We start from the raw sequence: 18152 nt of genomic DNA, 5'->3' as shown, positions 1-18152 counted from the left end.
GTCTTATTTCCTAGAAGTGACCACCTTATCAATCAAGCCATATTCTACAGCATCAGCAGCTTCCATAAAGAAATCTCTATCTGTATCTCTCGCAATCTTTTCTAACGGCTGCCCTGTTCTCTCACTTAAGATACGATTAATCGTATCTCTCATTTTCAAGATTCTTTCTGCATGAATGCGGATATCTTCTGCTTGCCCACGTGTTCCCCCTAATGGTTGATGGATCATGATTTCCGCATTTGGAAGAGCAAGTCTCTTACCCTTTGCGCCAGCCGCCAATAAGAATGCACCCATGCTTGCAGCCATTCCTATACAGATTGTGGATACATCTGGTTTAATATACTGCATTGTATCAAATATCGCCATTCCAGCAGTGATAGATCCTCCAGGACTGTTTATGTATATATGAATGTCCTTATCAGGATCTTCAGATTCTAAAAACAGTAACTGGGCTACCACTAAGCTTGCAGTATGGTCATTGATCTCATCCCCTATGAAGATAATTCTCTCTTTTAATAATCGTGAATAGATATCATAGGATCTTTCTCCTCGATTTGTTTGCTCTACTACCATTGGAACTAAAGGCATAGGTTCTGACCTCCATTCATTATCATTATTCTACGATTGTTGCACTTCCCACAAGAAAATCAATCGTCTTTCTTACCTTTATACCCTCTTTGATATTCTTATAATCGGAATCTCTTAGAGAAGATTTAAACTTCTCCATTTCTGTATTATACTGCTTTGCATACTTTTCGATTTCTGTATCAACCTCTTCTGGAGTAACTTCAATGTTTTCAATATTACCAATTGTTTCAAGGGTTAACTGAGTTTTTACTCTATTGTATGCATCTTCTCTCATTTGGTTTCTAATATCTTCTGGTTTCTGATTCATATATTGAAGATAAGTTTCCAAATTCAATCCTTGGAATCTCAGCTGATAATCTAATTCATTCAGCATATCATCTAATTGATGCTCTACCATGATTTCTGGAATATCTACTTGCACGTTATCTGTCACTTTTTTTACCACTTCATCCCTTGTTTCTCTTTCAGCTCCACTTTTTGCAGTTTCTTCTAGCTTCTTTCGTAGATCTGCTTTTAATTCATCTAACGTGTCATGTTCACTAACATCCTTTGCAAATTCATCATCTAATACAGGTAATTCCTTTTCCTTAATCTCATGAATTGTTACCTTAAAAATGGCCTCTTTGCCAGCTAAATCTGGTGCATGATATTCTGTAGGGAATGTCACATTTACATCTGCTTCCTGACCAATTGTTTTACCAACCAATTGCTCCTCAAAGCCAGGAATAAATTGGCCTGAACCAATAACCAATGTCTGTTTCTCGGCTGTACCACCTTCAAACTGTTCCTCACCCACAAAACCTGCATAATCAATAATTAAAGTATCTCCGTCTTGAACAGGTCTTTCTACAGCAATCAATCTTGCATTTCTTTCTTGAAGCTTTTCAATTTCCTTTTCTACCTCTGCTTCTTCTACATTATACTCTTTTTTACCTACTTCTATACCTTTATAGTCGCCAAGGGTTACTTCTGGAACCACTGTAACGACAGCAGTAATTACGAGGTTTTCTCCCTTTCCTACTTGTTCAATGTCAATGGATGGTCTGTCTACGGGCTCTAAATTATGCTCTTTAACGGCCTCGTCATATACTTCAGGGAAGATCTCATTAATGGCTTCCTCATAGAATACGCCTTCACCATACTGAAGCTCGATTAGCTTTCTAGGAGCTTTACCTTTTCTAAATCCAGGAATGTTAAATCTTCCTTTCATTTTCGTGTAAGCTTTTTGAACCGCTTTTTCGAAATCTCCAGCACTTGCTTCAATTCTTAATGTTACTTCATTATTTTCCTTTTTTACTACAGTTGAACTCATTGAATTTGTTCCTCCTCTATATTTAAAATGAGCTTAAAATTTACAAGGGAATTAGAATAGTTTTTTCATACAGGTATGTATAATCCTTACTATTATAACATAAAAATGCCATGTAAACTAACTTTTTGCAGCATATTCCATTTATGTTCGGTCTCTTACCCTAGTAATTTTTTCCTATCGTTAGGAAAAGTATACAACATCATAAAGACCAATGGATTCTCCCATTGGTCTTTTATTCATTCTAAGTCTTTTCCATATCCATTATATCACTAAAGTTTAATTTGTAAACGACTAAATCAAAATATTATTATTTATTCATAGTGCTTTCATTTTCCAGGCTTTTGTAACCTTTTTTCCTTTTTCTCATATTATTATAATCCAAACAATGCCTCCATCAAAAAACGGAATGCCACAGGGGCATTCCCTACAAGGGATGACAGGTGGATTGGTATCTATAGTTCAAGGGCGATTCGTGAATCTCCCCTACAACCTATCTTCTCTAGCAAAAAAAGATAGCTGGTTCTTCCTGTGTTTCCATTACACTGAAGAACCAGCTATCCCGCAGACTCTAAATCACCCATATTACTTAAGTCGATTACCATCCATTCCTTTCTTTCTAGTCAAATACTCTTGATTTGCTAAATTATTAAACTACCAACTTCTAAAAACCAATGTGCACTGCCAAATGACTTGAAGAAAACTAAACCTAACAAATGATCCTTACCTTCCACTACTGTGAATTAGAATCTGCTAGAAGAATTTCTTCTTATAGTTATTATACCATTATACTGTAAGCTTATGCAATATATTTCTGAATATTTTATATATTCCATTTTCTTTCTTTTTATCTATTTTTCCCTATCATTGGTTTCCTTTGATACTTCTATTTGATTTTTCCATTTTTACTGTATATGATGTATATATGAAAATCCAATGAAGGAGGAGTCTAAAATGGATATGATTTTACATAATGGAAGGATTATTACCATGGATGTTGCATTTCCTGAAGCAGAAGCGGTGGCCATTCGAGGCAATAAAATCATTCAAGTAGGTAGAAGTGATGAAATTATCAGGCTTAGACAAAATCATACCGAAATGATTGATCTTCAGAGCAAATTACTCGTGCCAGGCTTTCATGATAGTCACATGCACCTAGTAAATTACTGTCTTAGCCTGCATCAAGTAGACCTGCGAGGCACCACATCCATTGAAGCATTGATTCAGAAGGGAATAGATTTTTTATCTTCCATTGAAAAAAAAGATGGATTTTGGCTTCAAGGCAGAGGGTGGAATCAAGATTACTTTACAAAAAAAACCTTCCCTACCCGTCATGACCTGGACAAAATATCGGCGGATTATCCCATTGTCTTTGCTCGTGCCTGTGGCCATGTGGTTGTGGTAAATAGTAAAGCTCTTTCTTTGGCAGGTGTTACCAAGGTCACTCCCCAATTGGAAGGAGGGCATTTTGACGTAGATCTAGATGGGGAACCCTTAGGTATTTTCCGTGAGAACGCAATCCATCTTATTTATAAGCATATTCCTGATCCAAATCTTGAAGAGATAAAATCCATGATCCTTCAAGGTGGACACCTTGCCCTTCGACAAGGGATCACGTCTGTTCAATCCGATGATTTTGAAGCCTTGCCTGGTAAGGATTTTATAAAGATTATTCAAGCTTATGAATCCTTGCGAGATAATCATACATTGCCCATAAGGGTCTATGAACAGTGCTTGCTTCCTACTCTTGAAAAGCTCCAACATTTCATGTCCCTGGGCTATGGTACAGGGCAGGGAGATGATTTTTTTAAATTAGGACCTCTCAAACTGCTGTGTGATGGTTCTCTAGGCGCGAGAACGGCTTACCTGAGAGAGCCCTATAGCGACGACCCTAGCACTTGCGGCATCCCCGTTTATAGTCAAGATGAGTTGGACCACTTAGTTCTTACCGCCCATCAAGGTGGTATGCAGCTTGCCATTCATTGTATAGGTGACGGTATCATGTATATGGTTTTTGAGAGTATAAAAAAAGCATTGGAAGCCCACCCCCATGATAACCATCGTCATGGCATTATTCACTGCCAGATCACAGATTCTACATTATTAAATAAATATGTGGAATTAGATGTGATCGCCCATATTCAACCGATCTTTCTAGATTATGATCTTCATATCGTCGAGCAGCGCATCGGAAAAACAAGGGCTAAGACCTCCTATAACTGGCGTTCCATGATGGAATTAGGGATTGCCGTGGCTTGTGGTTCCGATTGTCCCGTAGAGCCCTTCGATGTATTACCTGGTATCTATGCTGCTGTCACTAGAAAAGATCTAAAAGGATACCCATCCCAAGGTTGGCTTCCTGAGCAAAGACTTTCTGTAGCCCAGGCCCTCTATGGATTTACTATGGGTGCTGCCTATGCCTCCTTCTCTGAAAATATCAAAGGATCTATTACCCCAGGGAAATTGGCCGATATGGTTGTATTATCTCAGGATATCTTTACCATCGAACCCGATTTCATCAAAGATACCGAAGTTTTGATGACCATTCTAGATGGAAAGATTGTATATAAAAAATAGAATCTTCTTCCAAAAGTCATTTTTTAAAATTCCATCATATACTGGTAGTGGAAGGGGGCGGATATATGAAGCATCATGGCCACATCTGGTTAAAGGACGGCTTTTTAGGTTCAGAAATTCTTCATTCCAATACAAAGTGCAAAACGGGATATTATAGAATCATTTTTGCAGGTGCCGAAGGAACGGGATGTGATCATCCATGGAGGATCAATTTCATCTTCAGCTTCATATGCACCTCGGATGTAGGTTCCAGCGTCGATTGTCACGGGGCATCTAGTGCCAACATGTATGTAGTTGCTAAGCCTGGAGATATTATTAGATTTGATCGTTACCTGGGCATTCTGGGGAAAGAAACAGTGGAATATGCACCCAATGATTTCGGCCTATGCGATCGCTTCTATTCAGTGCAGCATATAAAACTTCTTCAAATCGAAACTGATTATATCCAATACGAACTTCACTGTAGCTAAAATAATTTAAACGACTTGATGGAGTCAGTCATCAAGTCGTTTAAATTATTTTTTGATTGCATCTATTTCTATAAAGGTAAGAATAATATTATAAAAGAAGGAAGGTGATGAAATCATGATAAAGTTTTTTAGTTGGTTGATCGTATTTGCAGGCGTCATCTATTTTGCGGGAATTTTTATTCTTCCCTTTCTAGCGACTACGTTCTTTCCTTTCTTCTTTTCTATAGCCATAGGACTTGGTATCATCGGTGCTGTGGGTCTTTTGATTGCAGTCATCCGGGAAAGAATAAAAGATCAGAAGGAGGAAGATGAAAATGATCTTAGTAAATACTAACGAGATTGTAGGAAAAGAAATCATAGAAACCCTTGGTTTGGTAAAGGGGAGCACGATTCGAGCGAAACACATTGGGAAAGATATCATTGCAGGCTTTCGTCATCTTGTGGGGGGAGAATTGAAGGAATATACAGAAATGATTGAAGAAGCAAGAAAAATAGCCATGAGCAAGATGGTACAGGAAGCAGAGTCTTTAAATGCCGATGCTATTGTCTCAATTCGATATTCTACCACAGCAGTGATGCAGGGTGCAGCAGAAATCATGGTCTATGGCACAGCCGTCAAATTAAAAGACAAATAATAGCCAAGGAAGGAAACTCTTCCTTGGCTATTATGCCATACTACCACGCTCTTCTTTCAAACACTTTTTGGCAAAGCTTATTACATCTCTTTTCTGTGCTTCTCCGAGCTTTTCATAAATATGAAGTAATTCTTCCGCTCCATCTTCTACCTTTAATCCGATTATATCCCCAGGTAAATGTTTTAGATCTGCATCTGTGAGTTCTGGGGAATTCATCAAAATCTTGTATACCCGGTCCATGAAATGATTTTTATCGTTCATGATCCCACCTCCTTATAAAAACTCTTCTAGTTTTATTCTATTACGAGGTGGTCTATTTTGATCATATTTTCCGCTAATTACATAAAACACTACATAAAAGACATTGCTATTCACATATTCTACTAACCTGCTCGTCCCACAGTAGGATTATTTTATTCCTTAGAAGGGATTACTTCGTGGATAAGTTTTTTCCATTTCTCCACATAGTTTCCTGTAGCCCACTCCGCCATTACCACAGTTTCCCCCTTCAGAAGTTCAATCTTTTCCAAAGGCTTTCCCACTAGTTCCCCTTTCATAATTCTATAAGCATAAATGAAGCTTTCTGTAATAACGACAGCCATTTCCTTATTAGGCGAAACAAAGGCATCTATTGCTTCTGGCACCTTCTCCTTAATTTTATTCCATGACACATACAATTCATCATAATTTACAATCTTTGATGGAGGAATCATATTGATGCTGTATTCAAAGTAAGGAGTTTCTTCTTGAATATCTGAATAATACAGTCTTCCTTTCATCATCCAATGGCCATTTCTACGATCCAACGTAAAATGATCCTCCCGAATTTTGTCCTCTAGCTTGCTAATTTCATCTCCATGTAGATTAGATAAATAACCCTGGGCAGAATTTAGAAGAATCCCTTTCCCTTCTTCTCCTGCAACATCTGAAATAAAGATACCTTCTCCATTATTGATATTGTCAATCGGCATAAGTTGTAAATAAATTTTTTGAGCAGCTTTTTGTTCCCATGATTGATGATACTCTATGGCTGCATAATCATTACCAATAAAGCGAATCCTCTTGAACAGATTTCCATGAAGTACCCTTTCTTCCTTCTCCACAGGTTCTTCACCAAAACTGTCTTCATACTGCTGAGGAGCCCTTCCTTTTATCTTTTTAGATCTATCTACCTTGCTTTCCACAGAATGGGCCGTAAGATGATCTTCCAAATAGTCTTCCTCTTTTTTGCGGTCAATAGCAACAATCCAAAACCCGTTTTTCCTTGGAACGAGTAGATTCTTTATCTCTTGTGAGTCATATAGCTTTCTATTTTTCGCGGCAATCCATAGGGTCCGATAGGCCGTTTCCTCCCCTCCCCAATCTTTTCCTGGGGTTTCTGATCCATCCATGGCAACAGGAGCTCTTAATCCCAACAATACACCTGATCGGAGTAGGCTTGGCTCTACCACAGGAATCTCTGGATCATTGCGTACATTTTCTTCATCGATCTTATCTATCATTCTTGGATCAACGTCTGCACTTATGTGCTTCAGATAAAAAAAAGCGTCTTCCTTGTGGACAATCAATTGCTGATCACTTATCAAAATGAAATCATAAAAATGCTGTCCATTGGCTGTAACAGAAATGATCTCTATCATAGTATCCATGGAACCAATGGTCTTATAAGGAATCTGATAGGTATATAAAAAGTAGTCTTTTGCTCGAACACTTCTGATTTTATACTCTGGATTTTCACAGACTTCGTTACCGAGTAGTACCATGTTCTTGTCAAAGGCTGCTTGTTTCCCCAACAAAGGATTTTGAGAAGATTCTCCTTCGTCCGAGTTTTTTATCTTCTTCATCCCCTCAATGAGCCAAGTTCCTTTGATAGGAATTAACTTATTTTGAGGCGAACCGATGGCCTCTCCTGTATCCACCTTAACCTCTGTACACCCTTGTAATAGCACCACACTAGCCCATAACATTGCCAACAGTATTATTATTTTTTTCATGCTTTTTCTCCTACCTCTTTAAAGCCATTTATATAGGGAAACGGATGCGTACTGTCGTTCCCGCACCCAGTTCGCTCAGAATCTCAAGATCACCCTGGTGCAGCGCCATGATCTCATCACATACAGATAGCCCAATCCCGTTCTGAGATTTACTGCTTTTTCCTTTATAGAATTTTTCTTTGACCTTGGGTAGATCTTCCTCACTGATACCGCAGCCATAATCTTTTACAGTAATGAGCATAAAACCACTCTCTTCTCGTACAGAAAGGTATACTTTCCCTCCTGGATCTGTAAACTTAAAGGCATTATCCAGCACATTGATCAAAACCTGTTTGGCTCTATTTTCATCCAACCATAGGACAGGCAGCATTTTTTCACATTCCACAACAAAGTCAATCTCATCCCGCTCCGCCCGCGGTGCCATATAATTAACAATATATTGTATCACTTCTTCAATATGGGTTTCTTCTTTGTTCAAGGTAATCTTTCCCGAAGCAAATTTTGAAAAGTCCAGCAGCTCTTCCACCATAGCGGTGAGCCTCTCGCTTTCCTTCTCAATGATACTTAATCCTTCTTGGATGGTCTCCTGATCTCTGATCTCCCCCTTATTTAAAACAATCGCCCATCCTTTGATAGCAGTAAGGGGTGTTCGAATTTCATGGGAAACAGAAGAGATAAAATCATTCTTCAGCTCATCCTTCTTTATAATCTCTCCTGCCATATAATTCAACGTATCAGAAAGCTTTCCAATTTCGTCGTCAAACTGTTTTTGACTCCTGACCCGAAAGTTCCCTCCCGCCATCTTTTCTGCCGCTTGGGTTACCTCTTGAATAGGCCCTATAATGCTATTTGCCAACACAAAACTTACAGCCCCTGAAATCAAGATAACCAGCAATCCAATACCGATAAAAATTTCGGATATTCTTTGAATCCTGGCATCGGCCTCCCTTAAAGATGTAATAAAGCGAATAACCCCTATGATTTTCTCTTCAGATTTTAAGGGATAGGATACCATCATCACCGACGCATCATCATAATCCACCGGTCCAACCCAAGTTCCTTTTTCACCCTCCATCGCCTTTTTGAAGTCATTGCTATCTATAGGTTTTTTTATAGACAAACCGATGGAATCCATTAAAACCTTTCCATCGGGATTGATAATTTGTACCTGGGCGGAAGTCTGCTTCCAAAACACATCCACATTGTCTAAAACATTATCCTCCAGCGTGGTATTTGTAAAATACCTGGAATAAAATTGTGAGGACATCATGATCTGATTGGTGAGGACATCTTCTACGCTGGCATAGTAGTAATGCTTGACAAAACCAATCAATATTAGCTCTAATATGATGACGCTAATCAGTATAACCAGCATAAAGTCGAATGCTAACCGCTTCTTTATACTTCTCATTGTTCCACTTTCCATCTATATCCCGTACCCCATACGGTCTCAATATAGATAGGGCTGGAGGAATCATCTTCTATTTTCGTTCGCAGTCTTCGAATATTCACATCTACAATTTTGGTATCCCCAATGTAATCCCATCCCCACACCACATTCATCAGTTCATCCCTCGTAAAGGCTTTTCCAGGATTCTCTAAAAATAATTTCATTAAGAGGTATTCTTTTGGGGTCATTTCAATCACCCTTCCTTCTTTGAATACCTTGCGTCCCACTATATCAATGGCAAAGGGCTGTCTTTCAATATACTTGCTTTCCGTAGTCTTTGTTCCGCCTTCCATACGCCGCAGCAAGGCAGCAACCCGTAACGCAAGCTCCGTAGGATTGAAAGGCTTGATTACATAATCATCTGCACCAAATTTCAGTCCACAGATTTTATCCGTATCTTGACCTCTGGCAGTCAACATGATGATCCCAATGTTACGAAACTCCCTTCGAAGCATTTCGCAAACCATAAACCCATCCATCCCTGGCAGCATTACATCCAGAATCACCACCTGAGGTTCCTCAGCCCTAGCCTTTGATAACCCCTCTTCTCCTGTTGCAGCCTCAATAATTATATAATCACTATGGAGCAGGCTTACCTTCAGCAAACTTCTGATGCTATGCTCATCTTCCACAATCAAGATTTTGTGCTTCATAGAAAAACTCCTTCGCTTCAGTCTATCTACTGTTATTATATCACTAAGAAATCCCTTGTCTCTATATTTACATGGCAGATAAAGCTGGCAATTCTTGTTTCCCATCTTTTTTTCCAAGGAGATGATGCAGCTTACCTTTGGCTCTATTGATTCTAGTTTTTACAGTTCCACAACTTAGATTCAACCTTTTTGCAATATCGTTATAGGGCAAATCATGATAGTATCTTAGAATGATAACATTTCGATAATGGCTATCCAGTCCGTTGATTGCTGCCTTTACCTGGTTAAGATCCAATTTTGCCACTACCTCGTCTTCCACTGTATAGCAGGATTGGATCCATTGCTCTACAGATGCAACAGGAGAAATCCTATGATTCTTTCTTATATAGTCTCTGGCTAGGTTTAAAGCAATACTGCAAATCCAACCTTTAAACTTATCCATGTCTTTTAACATATAAATCTTCTGAAAAGCTACTAAGTAGGCTTCGTTGGTTAATTCTTCAGCCAGTTCTCTGTCTCTGCATAAATGATAGACGGTATGATATACATTCTTATGATAGCGCTCATAAAGCATCTCCTGCTGCTCTAGATTCAAGCCTTGTTGAACAACCGCTCCTGATAAAGCTTCCATCCTTTTTCCACTCCTTGTGCTCGTATACAATCTTGATAGTTATATTGTATAATGCCCACCTCATCGAATGGTTACAAAAGAGTTACGAAAAGCTGTCATTTTGATTCCAAAAGAAAAACTCATGGATGGGCTCCAAGAGTTTCATTTTCATTCCTATGTATGTTATGTATATACTTTTCTCTTACCCTATGTTAAACCTACGGACTCCTCTACGAGCAATCTTTCCAATGCATCGGGAGGTAAAGGCTTACTGAACAAATACCCTTGGGCTTTATCACAGCATTGCTCTTGAAGAAACATATATTGGTCCTTCGTTTCAATGCCTTCTGCTGTCACAATAAGACTCATGCTATGGGCCAAAGTAATCAAGGATTTGGCAATTGCCTCTTCATTAGATCCCATGGTAATGTCATTTACGAAGCTCTTATCTATCTTTAAGGTATCAATAGGCAGCTGTTTTAAATAATTTAAAGAAGAATAACCCGTCCCAAAATCATCTAAGGCTATTTTAATTCCCAGAGATCTAAGCCTCTTCAGAATGTCCACAGTATGCTCTAAATCTTTCATAGCCAGACTCTCCGTGATCTCTAATTCTAAATGTTGGGGTTCTAGCTCATTTTCTAAAATAATGCTATGTATCATTTCCACTAAATCCTGCTGTTGAAATTGTTGAGCTGAAAGATTAACTCCAAATCCTATAGAAGGGTAACCTGCCTCCCTCCATTTCTTGCTCTGACTGCAAGCCTCTCGCAATACCCATTCCCCAATCGCCATAATCATACCTGTTTCTTCTGCTATGGGAATAAACTTTACGGGTGACACCATTCCCCAGATCGGATGATTCCACCGAACGAGGGCCTCTACACCTACAATTTTACCCTTCTCTAAATCAACTTGAGGTTGATAATATAACAATAATTCTTTGCGCTCTAGGGCACGTCTTAAACTATTACTCATTTCAAGCTTCTCAACAATCTTTTTGTTCATGTCCACTGTATAGAATCGATAATTGTTCTTCCCATAATCTTTCGCACCATACATGGCCGTGTCTGCATTTCTTAGAAGCGTATGACGATCTTCCCCATCCAGCGGATATGCAGCGATGCCAATACTGGTTGTAATATAGAATTCTCGGTCATCCAATATCCACGGGTTTTGAAATGCTGCCAGAACTTTCTCTACCACTGGAATGACTTCCTCTTTACTGTTAATACTTGATAAGAGGATACAAAATTCATCACCGCCCACCCGGGCAACAATCCCCCGCTCGTCAAGGCATCGCTTCAATAGTTCTCCCACATTCTTCAGCAGCAGATCTCCAAAAATATGCCCCAACGTATCATTTACCATTTTGAAATTATCCAAGTCTAAATAAAGTAATGCGGTCATCTCCCTCTTTGCTTTTGCTTCCTCCAAAACAGTAGAAAGACTTTCATCAAACACAACCCGGTTTGGCAGATCCGTCAGACTATCATAATAAGCCAATCGATAAATTTTTTCCTCCGCCAATTTCTGGTTGGTTATATCTTTGTGGGAGCCTATCATTCTAACAGGATTTCCATGCTCATCCCAGACAGCTTTTCCCCTACTGGCAATCCATCGATATTCTCCTGTCTTCGCTCTCAATCGATACTCATGCTCATAGGAAGGTATCATTCTACTTAGATATTTACTTCTTATTTCCATTGTCTCCACAATATCTTCAGGATGAATGATGCTTTGCCAGCTTTCTAATGTATTAGGCATCTCATCTTCTTCATATCCTAGAATTTCTTTCGTACGGTTGAATACAAAATTTTCTTCCTTGGTTGTATCATGAACCCAAATACCATCGCTGGTCCCCTCCAGGGCCAATCGATATCGCTCTTCACTATCCTTCAACGCGATTTCGCTTTTCAAAAGGGCACTATATTTCTCCTTTAGCGCTTCCTCTGTAGCCATAAGCTGACCATGTACGGCTTCCAGTTCTTCATAGCTTTGAATCAACTTTTCACTCCAATAATCACCTTTTTTCAGGCTGTTTCCTATCATAAAATAGATCATAGCCCCTGTAATCAAGATAAAAAGCCAGCCCTTTAAGGTCTGTATAATCGTCAAGGTTTCTATATGGGTGAAAAGTTGAGAGAGGATTTCATCGGATAATATGATCCATATCCCACCAATAATTAGATAGAGCAAAGCAATTTTCAGGGGCACAAGTGTTAACTTCGGTTTTTTATGTAATTCCAACGGGCGGTCCGGCTCATCGGCTTTATGATCAGTATTGTTGCTCTGGGTTTGTCTCTTTAATTTCTTCTTATTTGCCTTGTTCATTTTAGAACACCCTTCATCTAGAGATTTATTCCTTCCCATCTACGGGTAAGCCTGAAATGTAAAAACATTACTTCTCTATCCGTCATCTCATGGATGCTTATCAGTATTATATAGTATTCATTGACAATTTTCTACATAATTCTCCATATTTTGCACTTTATTTTTATTCTTACACCTTTCTCTTACTTTTTTATTTGGCTCATTCTTCATAGCTTAACAGATATGATTTGTGATATACTATAAGTAAGAGGTGATGATTGATGAAAAAGAACAAATCTATTAAAAGAGAGTCATTCCATCTTAATGGAAAAAAAGCTTTTATTCATGCTGCCAATAAACTCAATCGCAGCATGCCGGAAGTATCTCGGGGTTGTGGCGTCATAGGAGATGAGAAATATAATCGTCAGAAAGTAAAAAGATCCGTCCAAAAGGAGTTAAGAGATGATTGGACGGATCTTTTGTTTTATTCTTTCTCTATGGTAAATCATACGATTTCCAAAGTCTCTTTTACGGATCATTCCATGATCAGAGGGTTTTATTGAATAAGTATTTGAACAATCTCATTCATACTCGTTCCTCTTTTGATTATCTTCTTCCCAGGAATCACTTTTTTCCCTTCTCTCAATATGCCCATGATATACGCTAAACTCTCCTGATCGTCTATTAGCTTAGCTTCATACATCTTTTCTGCAGCCTTATCATACTTTTTTGATACAGTGCTAAGCAATTGAGTAATTTTCCATCCTCGGCTGATGATGCCTTGGTCTGTTAGCACCTGTCCAGCTTTCACCGTATCCAAGGTTTTTAAGTTCAGAAGAATTTTAAAATCCTCTTTATCAGCGATTAATTGATTTTGATATAGAATTTCTGCTATTTCCTCCGAGGATAAACCTTCCTTTATCAAAATTTCCACTGTCTCGGATTCTTTGTTCTGTTCTTTCTCAGCTTCCACTTGAACCTCTTCTTTTTTCTCTTCTCCTTGATCTTTGCTGGTTTCTTCCTCTCCTACTTGGTTGGCAGCAGCGAGCCTTCCCATGACCTCATGTTGGTAATTAGCCATCTTATTTCCTACCAAGCCTAGCAGAGAGGCAATAATCAAGCCAATTCCCACTCCCAATATAAATATATATCGTGCATGCTTTTTCAATTTGTCCTCCTTCTTCTCTTCCGTTACTTAATAAATAGTCTCCATATTATTATATCGTCAGCATCCATAAAAACTAAAGAATTATTTTTCATTTCATGGGATACCATTTCGTGGAAGTGTTCAAAAAATAAAACAAAGCCTGTAGTTAGCTACAAGCTTTGTTATTGGTGCTATTCTACAGTCAATTCAGTTTTTAGCCCCCTCTTCTTTTTCCAGTTTTCTATGAAACCTTCAAATATGCTATACACAACAGGTATTACTACCATCGTCAAAAATGTAGAAACGATTAGTCCAGACATCAACGCAATCGCCATGGGACCAAATAAGCTGCTTCCTGAAAGTGCCAAAGGTATCAGTCCTACGACGGTTGTCGTTGCACTCAAAATAATGGCGTTAAATCGCTTATCCACTGCATCTATGCAAGCTTCTTCTATACTGCAGCCCTGCTTTCTTGCATCATTGATATATTCTATTAACAGTATTCCATTCTTCACGACCAGTCCTATCAGTGCGATAATTCCCAGGAATGCCGTCAAGGACAAAGGGTTATTCATTAGGTATAATCCTGCTATTGAACCGATGAGGGATAACGGTACAGTAAGAAGGATCACAACAGGTTGTATAAAGGAGTTAAACTGTATCAACAAGATAACATAAATAATGAAAACACAGAGCAAAGCTAAAATGCCCACAATACTAAAGTTCTCACTTATATCTTCCCTTTCTCCATGAAAGCTGATCGTTGTTCCAGAAGTGTCCACTTTGGGAAGAATTTCATTTTCAATGATGTTTTCTATCTCAATAGGGCTATAACCAGGGAGTTCATTTATCAAGATTTCAACTGTTTGCTTTCTCTTATAAGTATTGATCCCATCCATTTTTCTTTCATGCGTTACCGCGGCAAACTGTTTTAGCGGTACCTTTTTGTTCGTTGCTGAAGATTTGATTCCCATATTTTCCAACTCTGATACACTGTTAATATTACTCTTCAATCGAATGTTGTATTCATTTCCTCCTCTACGATATACGGATGCCTTATTCCCATATAATGCCATATTTACTTGCCTTTGAATATCATATTGGGTAATTCCAAAGCTGCTGGCCTTTTCCTTATCTACTTCTATTTGTAACTGTAAACTCTTATCCTTCATATCATGTCTTACATTTGTAGTTCCTGGAATGGTCGCTATTTCTTTCTTTAACGTGTCGGCAACTTCTCTCAATCTATCTAAATTTTCTCCTGAAACTTTTACAATTGCCTTCGCTTCAACAGGTTTTGCATTTGCCAATAATCTTGCTGAAGTATGTCCATTGGCTATATTTTCATCTAATTTTTTTTGTATATAGTCAACGAATTCCTCTTTGTTTTTGAATCTTCGCTCCTTTTTATCACCAAGATCGAACTTGCACACCATCTGTCCAAAATCTGCAGAAGGCATAGCAGGTTTCATGGTAACGTAAAATTTGGGCATTCCTGTTCCGATTGCCACTGTATAGCTTGTAATCTCTGGCTCATTAGACAAGAGATTTACAACTTCATCCGTTAATTTTTCTGTAGCCTCAATATTTCCTGGGACTTCCGATTCTATTTCTATATAAAATATATTTTTATCTGTATATGGGAAAAATTGAGAAGGCAGCTGAGGCATTAAGATAACAACTGTGCATACGAAAGCTGCTATCATTACGCCCACCACCAGGGCTTTCCGTCCCAAGGCGAATTGCAGCATATTATAGAAAAATTTCTTTATCTTATTTTTTTTATCTTCTTTTACTTTGCTTTTCTTAAACAGTACCGCCGCCATAGCTGGTGTTACAAACATGGCGACAAGGTATGCAGCAATGATAGAGATAATTAGTACAATAGGAATAGCACTTATAAATTTCCCTGCTGCGCCTGGTAATCCAAGCAGTGGTGAAAATGCTGCAATTGTCGTTAAAGTTGCTGTAAAAATCGGTATGGAAGATACTGTCGTCCCATTATAAGCGGCATCCAGTTTTTCTTCTCCCTGATCCATTCTCACTTGAATCGTATCACTAATTACAATAGCATTATCTACCAATACGCCTAGAGAAATGATCAATGCTGTTAAAGACATTTGATGAATTTCAATTCCCATTAAGAACATTACGCCAAAGGTAATCAATACAGATAGCGGAATAGCTGTAGAAACCACCAACGCATTTCGTAATCCCATTCCTAGAAAAACGACGATGATGACCAAAATGATTCCTTCTATTAGATTCATCATAAAATCATTTACTGATTTTGATACATCATCTGGCTGATAAATCACTTCTTCTACAATCAAATCCTCTGGCAATGCAGCTTTCACCTCGTCGATTGCAGTCCTCACATCTTTACCCACAATGACTATATTTTTGCCTTTTTGAAAATATCCTGTAAGCAGAACGGCATTCTTTCCATTTTGCTTATACTTTTGCGCATCTTCTTCCAAATCCATATAGACATCGGCTACATCTGATAGTTTAGTGACGATACCCGTTTGAGAGGATACACCAATGATCGTGTTTCGAATATCGTCTAGCGAAGTATATATCCCTGGCGTCTTTACTGTGATTTTTGTATCTCCATACTTAATATTTCCTGAAGGTATCTCTATATTCTGGGCTTGAAGAATCTGGCTTATATCTACAATAGAAATACCTAATTGATTCAATTTAGCAACATCTATATCAACTTTTACTTCTTTATCCAATTCTCCTTCGATACTAAATTTTGAAATTCCCTCTATAGAAGCCAATTTATCTTCAAAAAGCTCTCCAAAGGATGCTAACTGCTCATACGTATAATTTTCTCCTGAAAGGCTAATAATAATTCCAGCTGTATCTATCAAATCTGTATCCACTTGACTAGGCAACGCCCCGCCGGGCATATCTGACTGTACATCTACTACTGCATTTCGCACATCCTGTAGTGCTTTATCACTATCGACATAATCTTGAAACATAACAACAACAATAGACACACCCTCTTTTGATACTCCAATGGTTTTATCATAGCCATCCAACTCAGCCAGTTCATCTTCGATCTTACTGGTTACAAGTTCTTTGACATCATTTGGAGATGCACCAGGATAGGGAGTGATAATCATAGCAACAGGTACAGAGACATCTGGATTTTCTTGTCTAGGGAGTAAATAATAGCTATATGCACCTACAACTGCAATGACTACTGCTAAAAATAATGTAACTCGCCTTTCCTTTATTAGCTGCTGAATCAATTTGTTCATAATTCCCCCTCCTACTCTACAATGCTAACTTTTGAACCATCATTTAAGTTTTTCATTCCATTAATGGCCAATAACTCTCCCGCTGCAATTCCACTAACTCTTACCTTGTCATCGTTTACATTCAATATTTCGATGGTTCTTTTAAATGCTCTGCTTTCTTTCACGATATAAACATAATCTTCTCCATTGGAAAAAACCGCAGTCATAGGTATCCATATTCCCTGCTGCTCTCCAATCGCTACCTCAGCTTTAGCAATCGCTCCCAGTCTAAAGTCTTTTTTCGCTACTTCAATCTCAGCATGATATGTCCTAGTCGCTGTATCTGGTGCTTCTGCTATATATGTAACAATCCCTTCTGTCGTTTCTCCGTCTACGTCAACCAACACCTTAGCACCTATTTGAACAGCCTTAAGATCTTGTTGAGGAATTCCCACATTAATTACCTGCTCTCCGCTTCTAACTGTGGCAACTGATTGACCTCCATTTGCCCTTTCATTTTCTTCAAATAAAACATCTACAACCGTACCTTTTTGTTGCGCATAGAGTTTCGCATCTTGTATCAAGGTTGTTTTATACTCATAATCTGTTTTGGCGGCATCATATTGCGATTTTGCCTGATAATAGCTGGTCTCTGTTACCTCTGTTTGCAGCTTTGCTTGATCATATTGATCCTTTGATATGGCACCTGCTGTATATAAACTGTCCATTTTTTCAAATAAGTCTTTATTATATCGCAAGGAATCCTCTGCTTTTTTGATGTTCAAGGCTGCCGTATCCATAGTAGCCTTTGCTGCGGCTACTTGAAATTCTAAATCCTGTGTATCAATTTCTGCTAAGCATGTTCCTTCTGTCACGTGATCCCCTTTTTCTACATAAATTCTTTTTACCTTCCCGCCTACTTTAAAACTATAAGCGGTAATCTCTTTTGCATCTACGGTTCCTATGTATTTTATTGTTACAGGTTTCTGACTTTCTTTTATTTCCAAGACTTTTACAGCCGCAGCCCTCTCTTCCGATGTTTCTTGCTGATCTGCACTAGAACACCCCACTAGAGAAACTATCATCATTAGCATAACAACTACAGCAGTAACTCTTTTCATGCCATATCCTTCCTTTCAATTTTATTATGTC

16 protein-coding genes are annotated in these 18152 nt (G+C 38.4%); 5 read left to right on the top strand and 11 right to left on the bottom strand.

Annotation, left to right across the window (positions count from 1 at the left end; translation table 11 throughout):
- Positions 1–3: 3 nt before the first annotated feature.
- Both clpP and tig read right to left on the bottom strand, forming a co-directional pair.
- A complete protein-coding gene (clpP, locus tag HNQ80_RS00315) occupies positions 4–588 on the bottom strand; it encodes an ATP-dependent Clp endopeptidase proteolytic subunit ClpP (protein ID WP_184306994.1) in 585 nt (194 codons plus the stop codon).
- Positions 589–613: 25 nt separating this feature from the next.
- Complete coding sequence (gene tig / locus HNQ80_RS00310) at positions 614–1900, bottom strand: trigger factor (protein WP_184306992.1); 1287 nt, start codon at positions 1898–1900, stop codon at positions 614–616.
- A 951-nt stretch (positions 1901–2851) separates the two neighbouring features.
- Here tig and HNQ80_RS00305 point away from each other — a divergent pair.
- The 4 genes from HNQ80_RS00305 (at position 2852) to HNQ80_RS00290 (ending at position 5579) form a co-directional block, all read left to right on the top strand.
- Complete coding sequence (locus HNQ80_RS00305) at positions 2852–4474, top strand: amidohydrolase (protein WP_184306990.1); 1623 nt, start codon at positions 2852–2854, stop codon at positions 4472–4474.
- A gap of 65 nt (positions 4475–4539) precedes the next feature.
- Positions 4540–4944, top strand: coding sequence for a hypothetical protein (locus HNQ80_RS00300; protein ID WP_184306988.1), 405 nt, complete (start codon positions 4540–4542; stop codon positions 4942–4944).
- Positions 4945–5059: 115 nt separating this feature from the next.
- A complete protein-coding gene (locus tag HNQ80_RS00295) occupies positions 5060–5278 on the top strand; it encodes a hypothetical protein (RefSeq protein ID WP_184306986.1) in 219 nt (72 codons plus the stop codon).
- Positions 5259–5579, top strand: coding sequence for a YbjQ family protein (locus HNQ80_RS00290; RefSeq protein WP_184306984.1), 321 nt, complete (start codon positions 5259–5261; stop codon positions 5577–5579). Before HNQ80_RS00295 ends, HNQ80_RS00290 begins: the two co-directional genes overlap by 20 nt.
- A 30-nt stretch (positions 5580–5609) precedes the next feature.
- Here the strand turns inward: HNQ80_RS00290 and HNQ80_RS00285 are convergent, their stop codons facing one another.
- The 6 genes from HNQ80_RS00285 to HNQ80_RS00260 form a co-directional block, all read right to left on the bottom strand.
- Positions 5610–5840: a hypothetical protein gene (locus tag HNQ80_RS00285; protein WP_184306982.1), complete on the bottom strand. Its 231-nt coding sequence runs from the start codon at positions 5838–5840 to the stop codon at positions 5610–5612.
- Between the two features lie 152 nt (positions 5841–5992).
- Positions 5993–7573 (bottom strand): hypothetical protein, encoded by a 1581-nt coding sequence (locus tag HNQ80_RS00280; protein WP_184306980.1) that lies wholly within the window; start codon positions 7571–7573, stop codon positions 5993–5995.
- A gap of 28 nt (positions 7574–7601) precedes the next feature.
- The gene (locus tag HNQ80_RS00275) at positions 7602–8999 is read right to left on the bottom strand and encodes a sensor histidine kinase (protein ID WP_243182857.1); all 1398 of its coding nucleotides are present in this window, start codon (positions 8997–8999) and stop codon (positions 7602–7604) included.
- Positions 8981–9676, bottom strand: coding sequence for a response regulator transcription factor (locus HNQ80_RS00270; RefSeq protein ID WP_184306978.1), 696 nt, complete (start codon positions 9674–9676; stop codon positions 8981–8983). The genes HNQ80_RS00275 and HNQ80_RS00270 overlap by 19 nt, the downstream gene beginning before the upstream one ends.
- 67 nt (positions 9677–9743) lie before the next feature.
- A complete protein-coding gene (locus tag HNQ80_RS00265) occupies positions 9744–10307 on the bottom strand; it encodes an RNA polymerase sigma factor (protein WP_184306976.1) in 564 nt (187 codons plus the stop codon).
- A 186-nt stretch (positions 10308–10493) separates the two neighbouring features.
- Positions 10494–12620: a putative bifunctional diguanylate cyclase/phosphodiesterase gene (locus HNQ80_RS00260; protein ID WP_184306974.1), complete on the bottom strand. Its 2127-nt coding sequence runs from the start codon at positions 12618–12620 to the stop codon at positions 10494–10496.
- 260 nt (positions 12621–12880) lie between these two features.
- Here HNQ80_RS00260 and HNQ80_RS00255 point away from each other — a divergent pair, with 260 nt between their 5' ends.
- Positions 12881–13162, top strand: a complete 282-nt coding sequence (locus HNQ80_RS00255; RefSeq protein WP_184306972.1) for a hypothetical protein — start codon at positions 12881–12883, stop codon at positions 13160–13162.
- On the opposite strand, the gene HNQ80_RS00250 is transcribed toward HNQ80_RS00255, so the two are convergent.
- The 3 genes from HNQ80_RS00250 to HNQ80_RS00240 all read right to left on the bottom strand — a co-directional run bounded on the left by HNQ80_RS00250 (position 13156) and on the right by HNQ80_RS00240 (position 18121).
- Complete coding sequence (locus HNQ80_RS00250) at positions 13156–13767, bottom strand: hypothetical protein (RefSeq protein WP_184306970.1); 612 nt, start codon at positions 13765–13767, stop codon at positions 13156–13158. The genes HNQ80_RS00255 and HNQ80_RS00250 overlap by 7 nt on opposite strands.
- A 170-nt stretch (positions 13768–13937) precedes the next feature.
- Positions 13938–17021 (bottom strand): efflux RND transporter permease subunit, encoded by a 3084-nt coding sequence (locus tag HNQ80_RS00245; protein WP_184306968.1) that lies wholly within the window; start codon positions 17019–17021, stop codon positions 13938–13940.
- Between the two features lie 11 nt (positions 17022–17032).
- Positions 17033–18121, bottom strand: coding sequence for an efflux RND transporter periplasmic adaptor subunit (locus HNQ80_RS00240; RefSeq protein WP_184306966.1), 1089 nt, complete (start codon positions 18119–18121; stop codon positions 17033–17035).
- Positions 18122–18152: the final 31 nt, after the last annotated feature.

Origin of the sequence: Anaerosolibacter carboniphilus (assembly GCF_014205875.1) — a bacterium.
Taxonomy (GTDB): Bacteria; Bacillota; Clostridia; order Peptostreptococcales; family Thermotaleaceae; genus Anaerosolibacter; species Anaerosolibacter carboniphilus.
The sequence above is the reverse complement of the archived record's forward strand: the minus strand, read 5'-3'. Positions and strand labels throughout refer to the sequence as shown.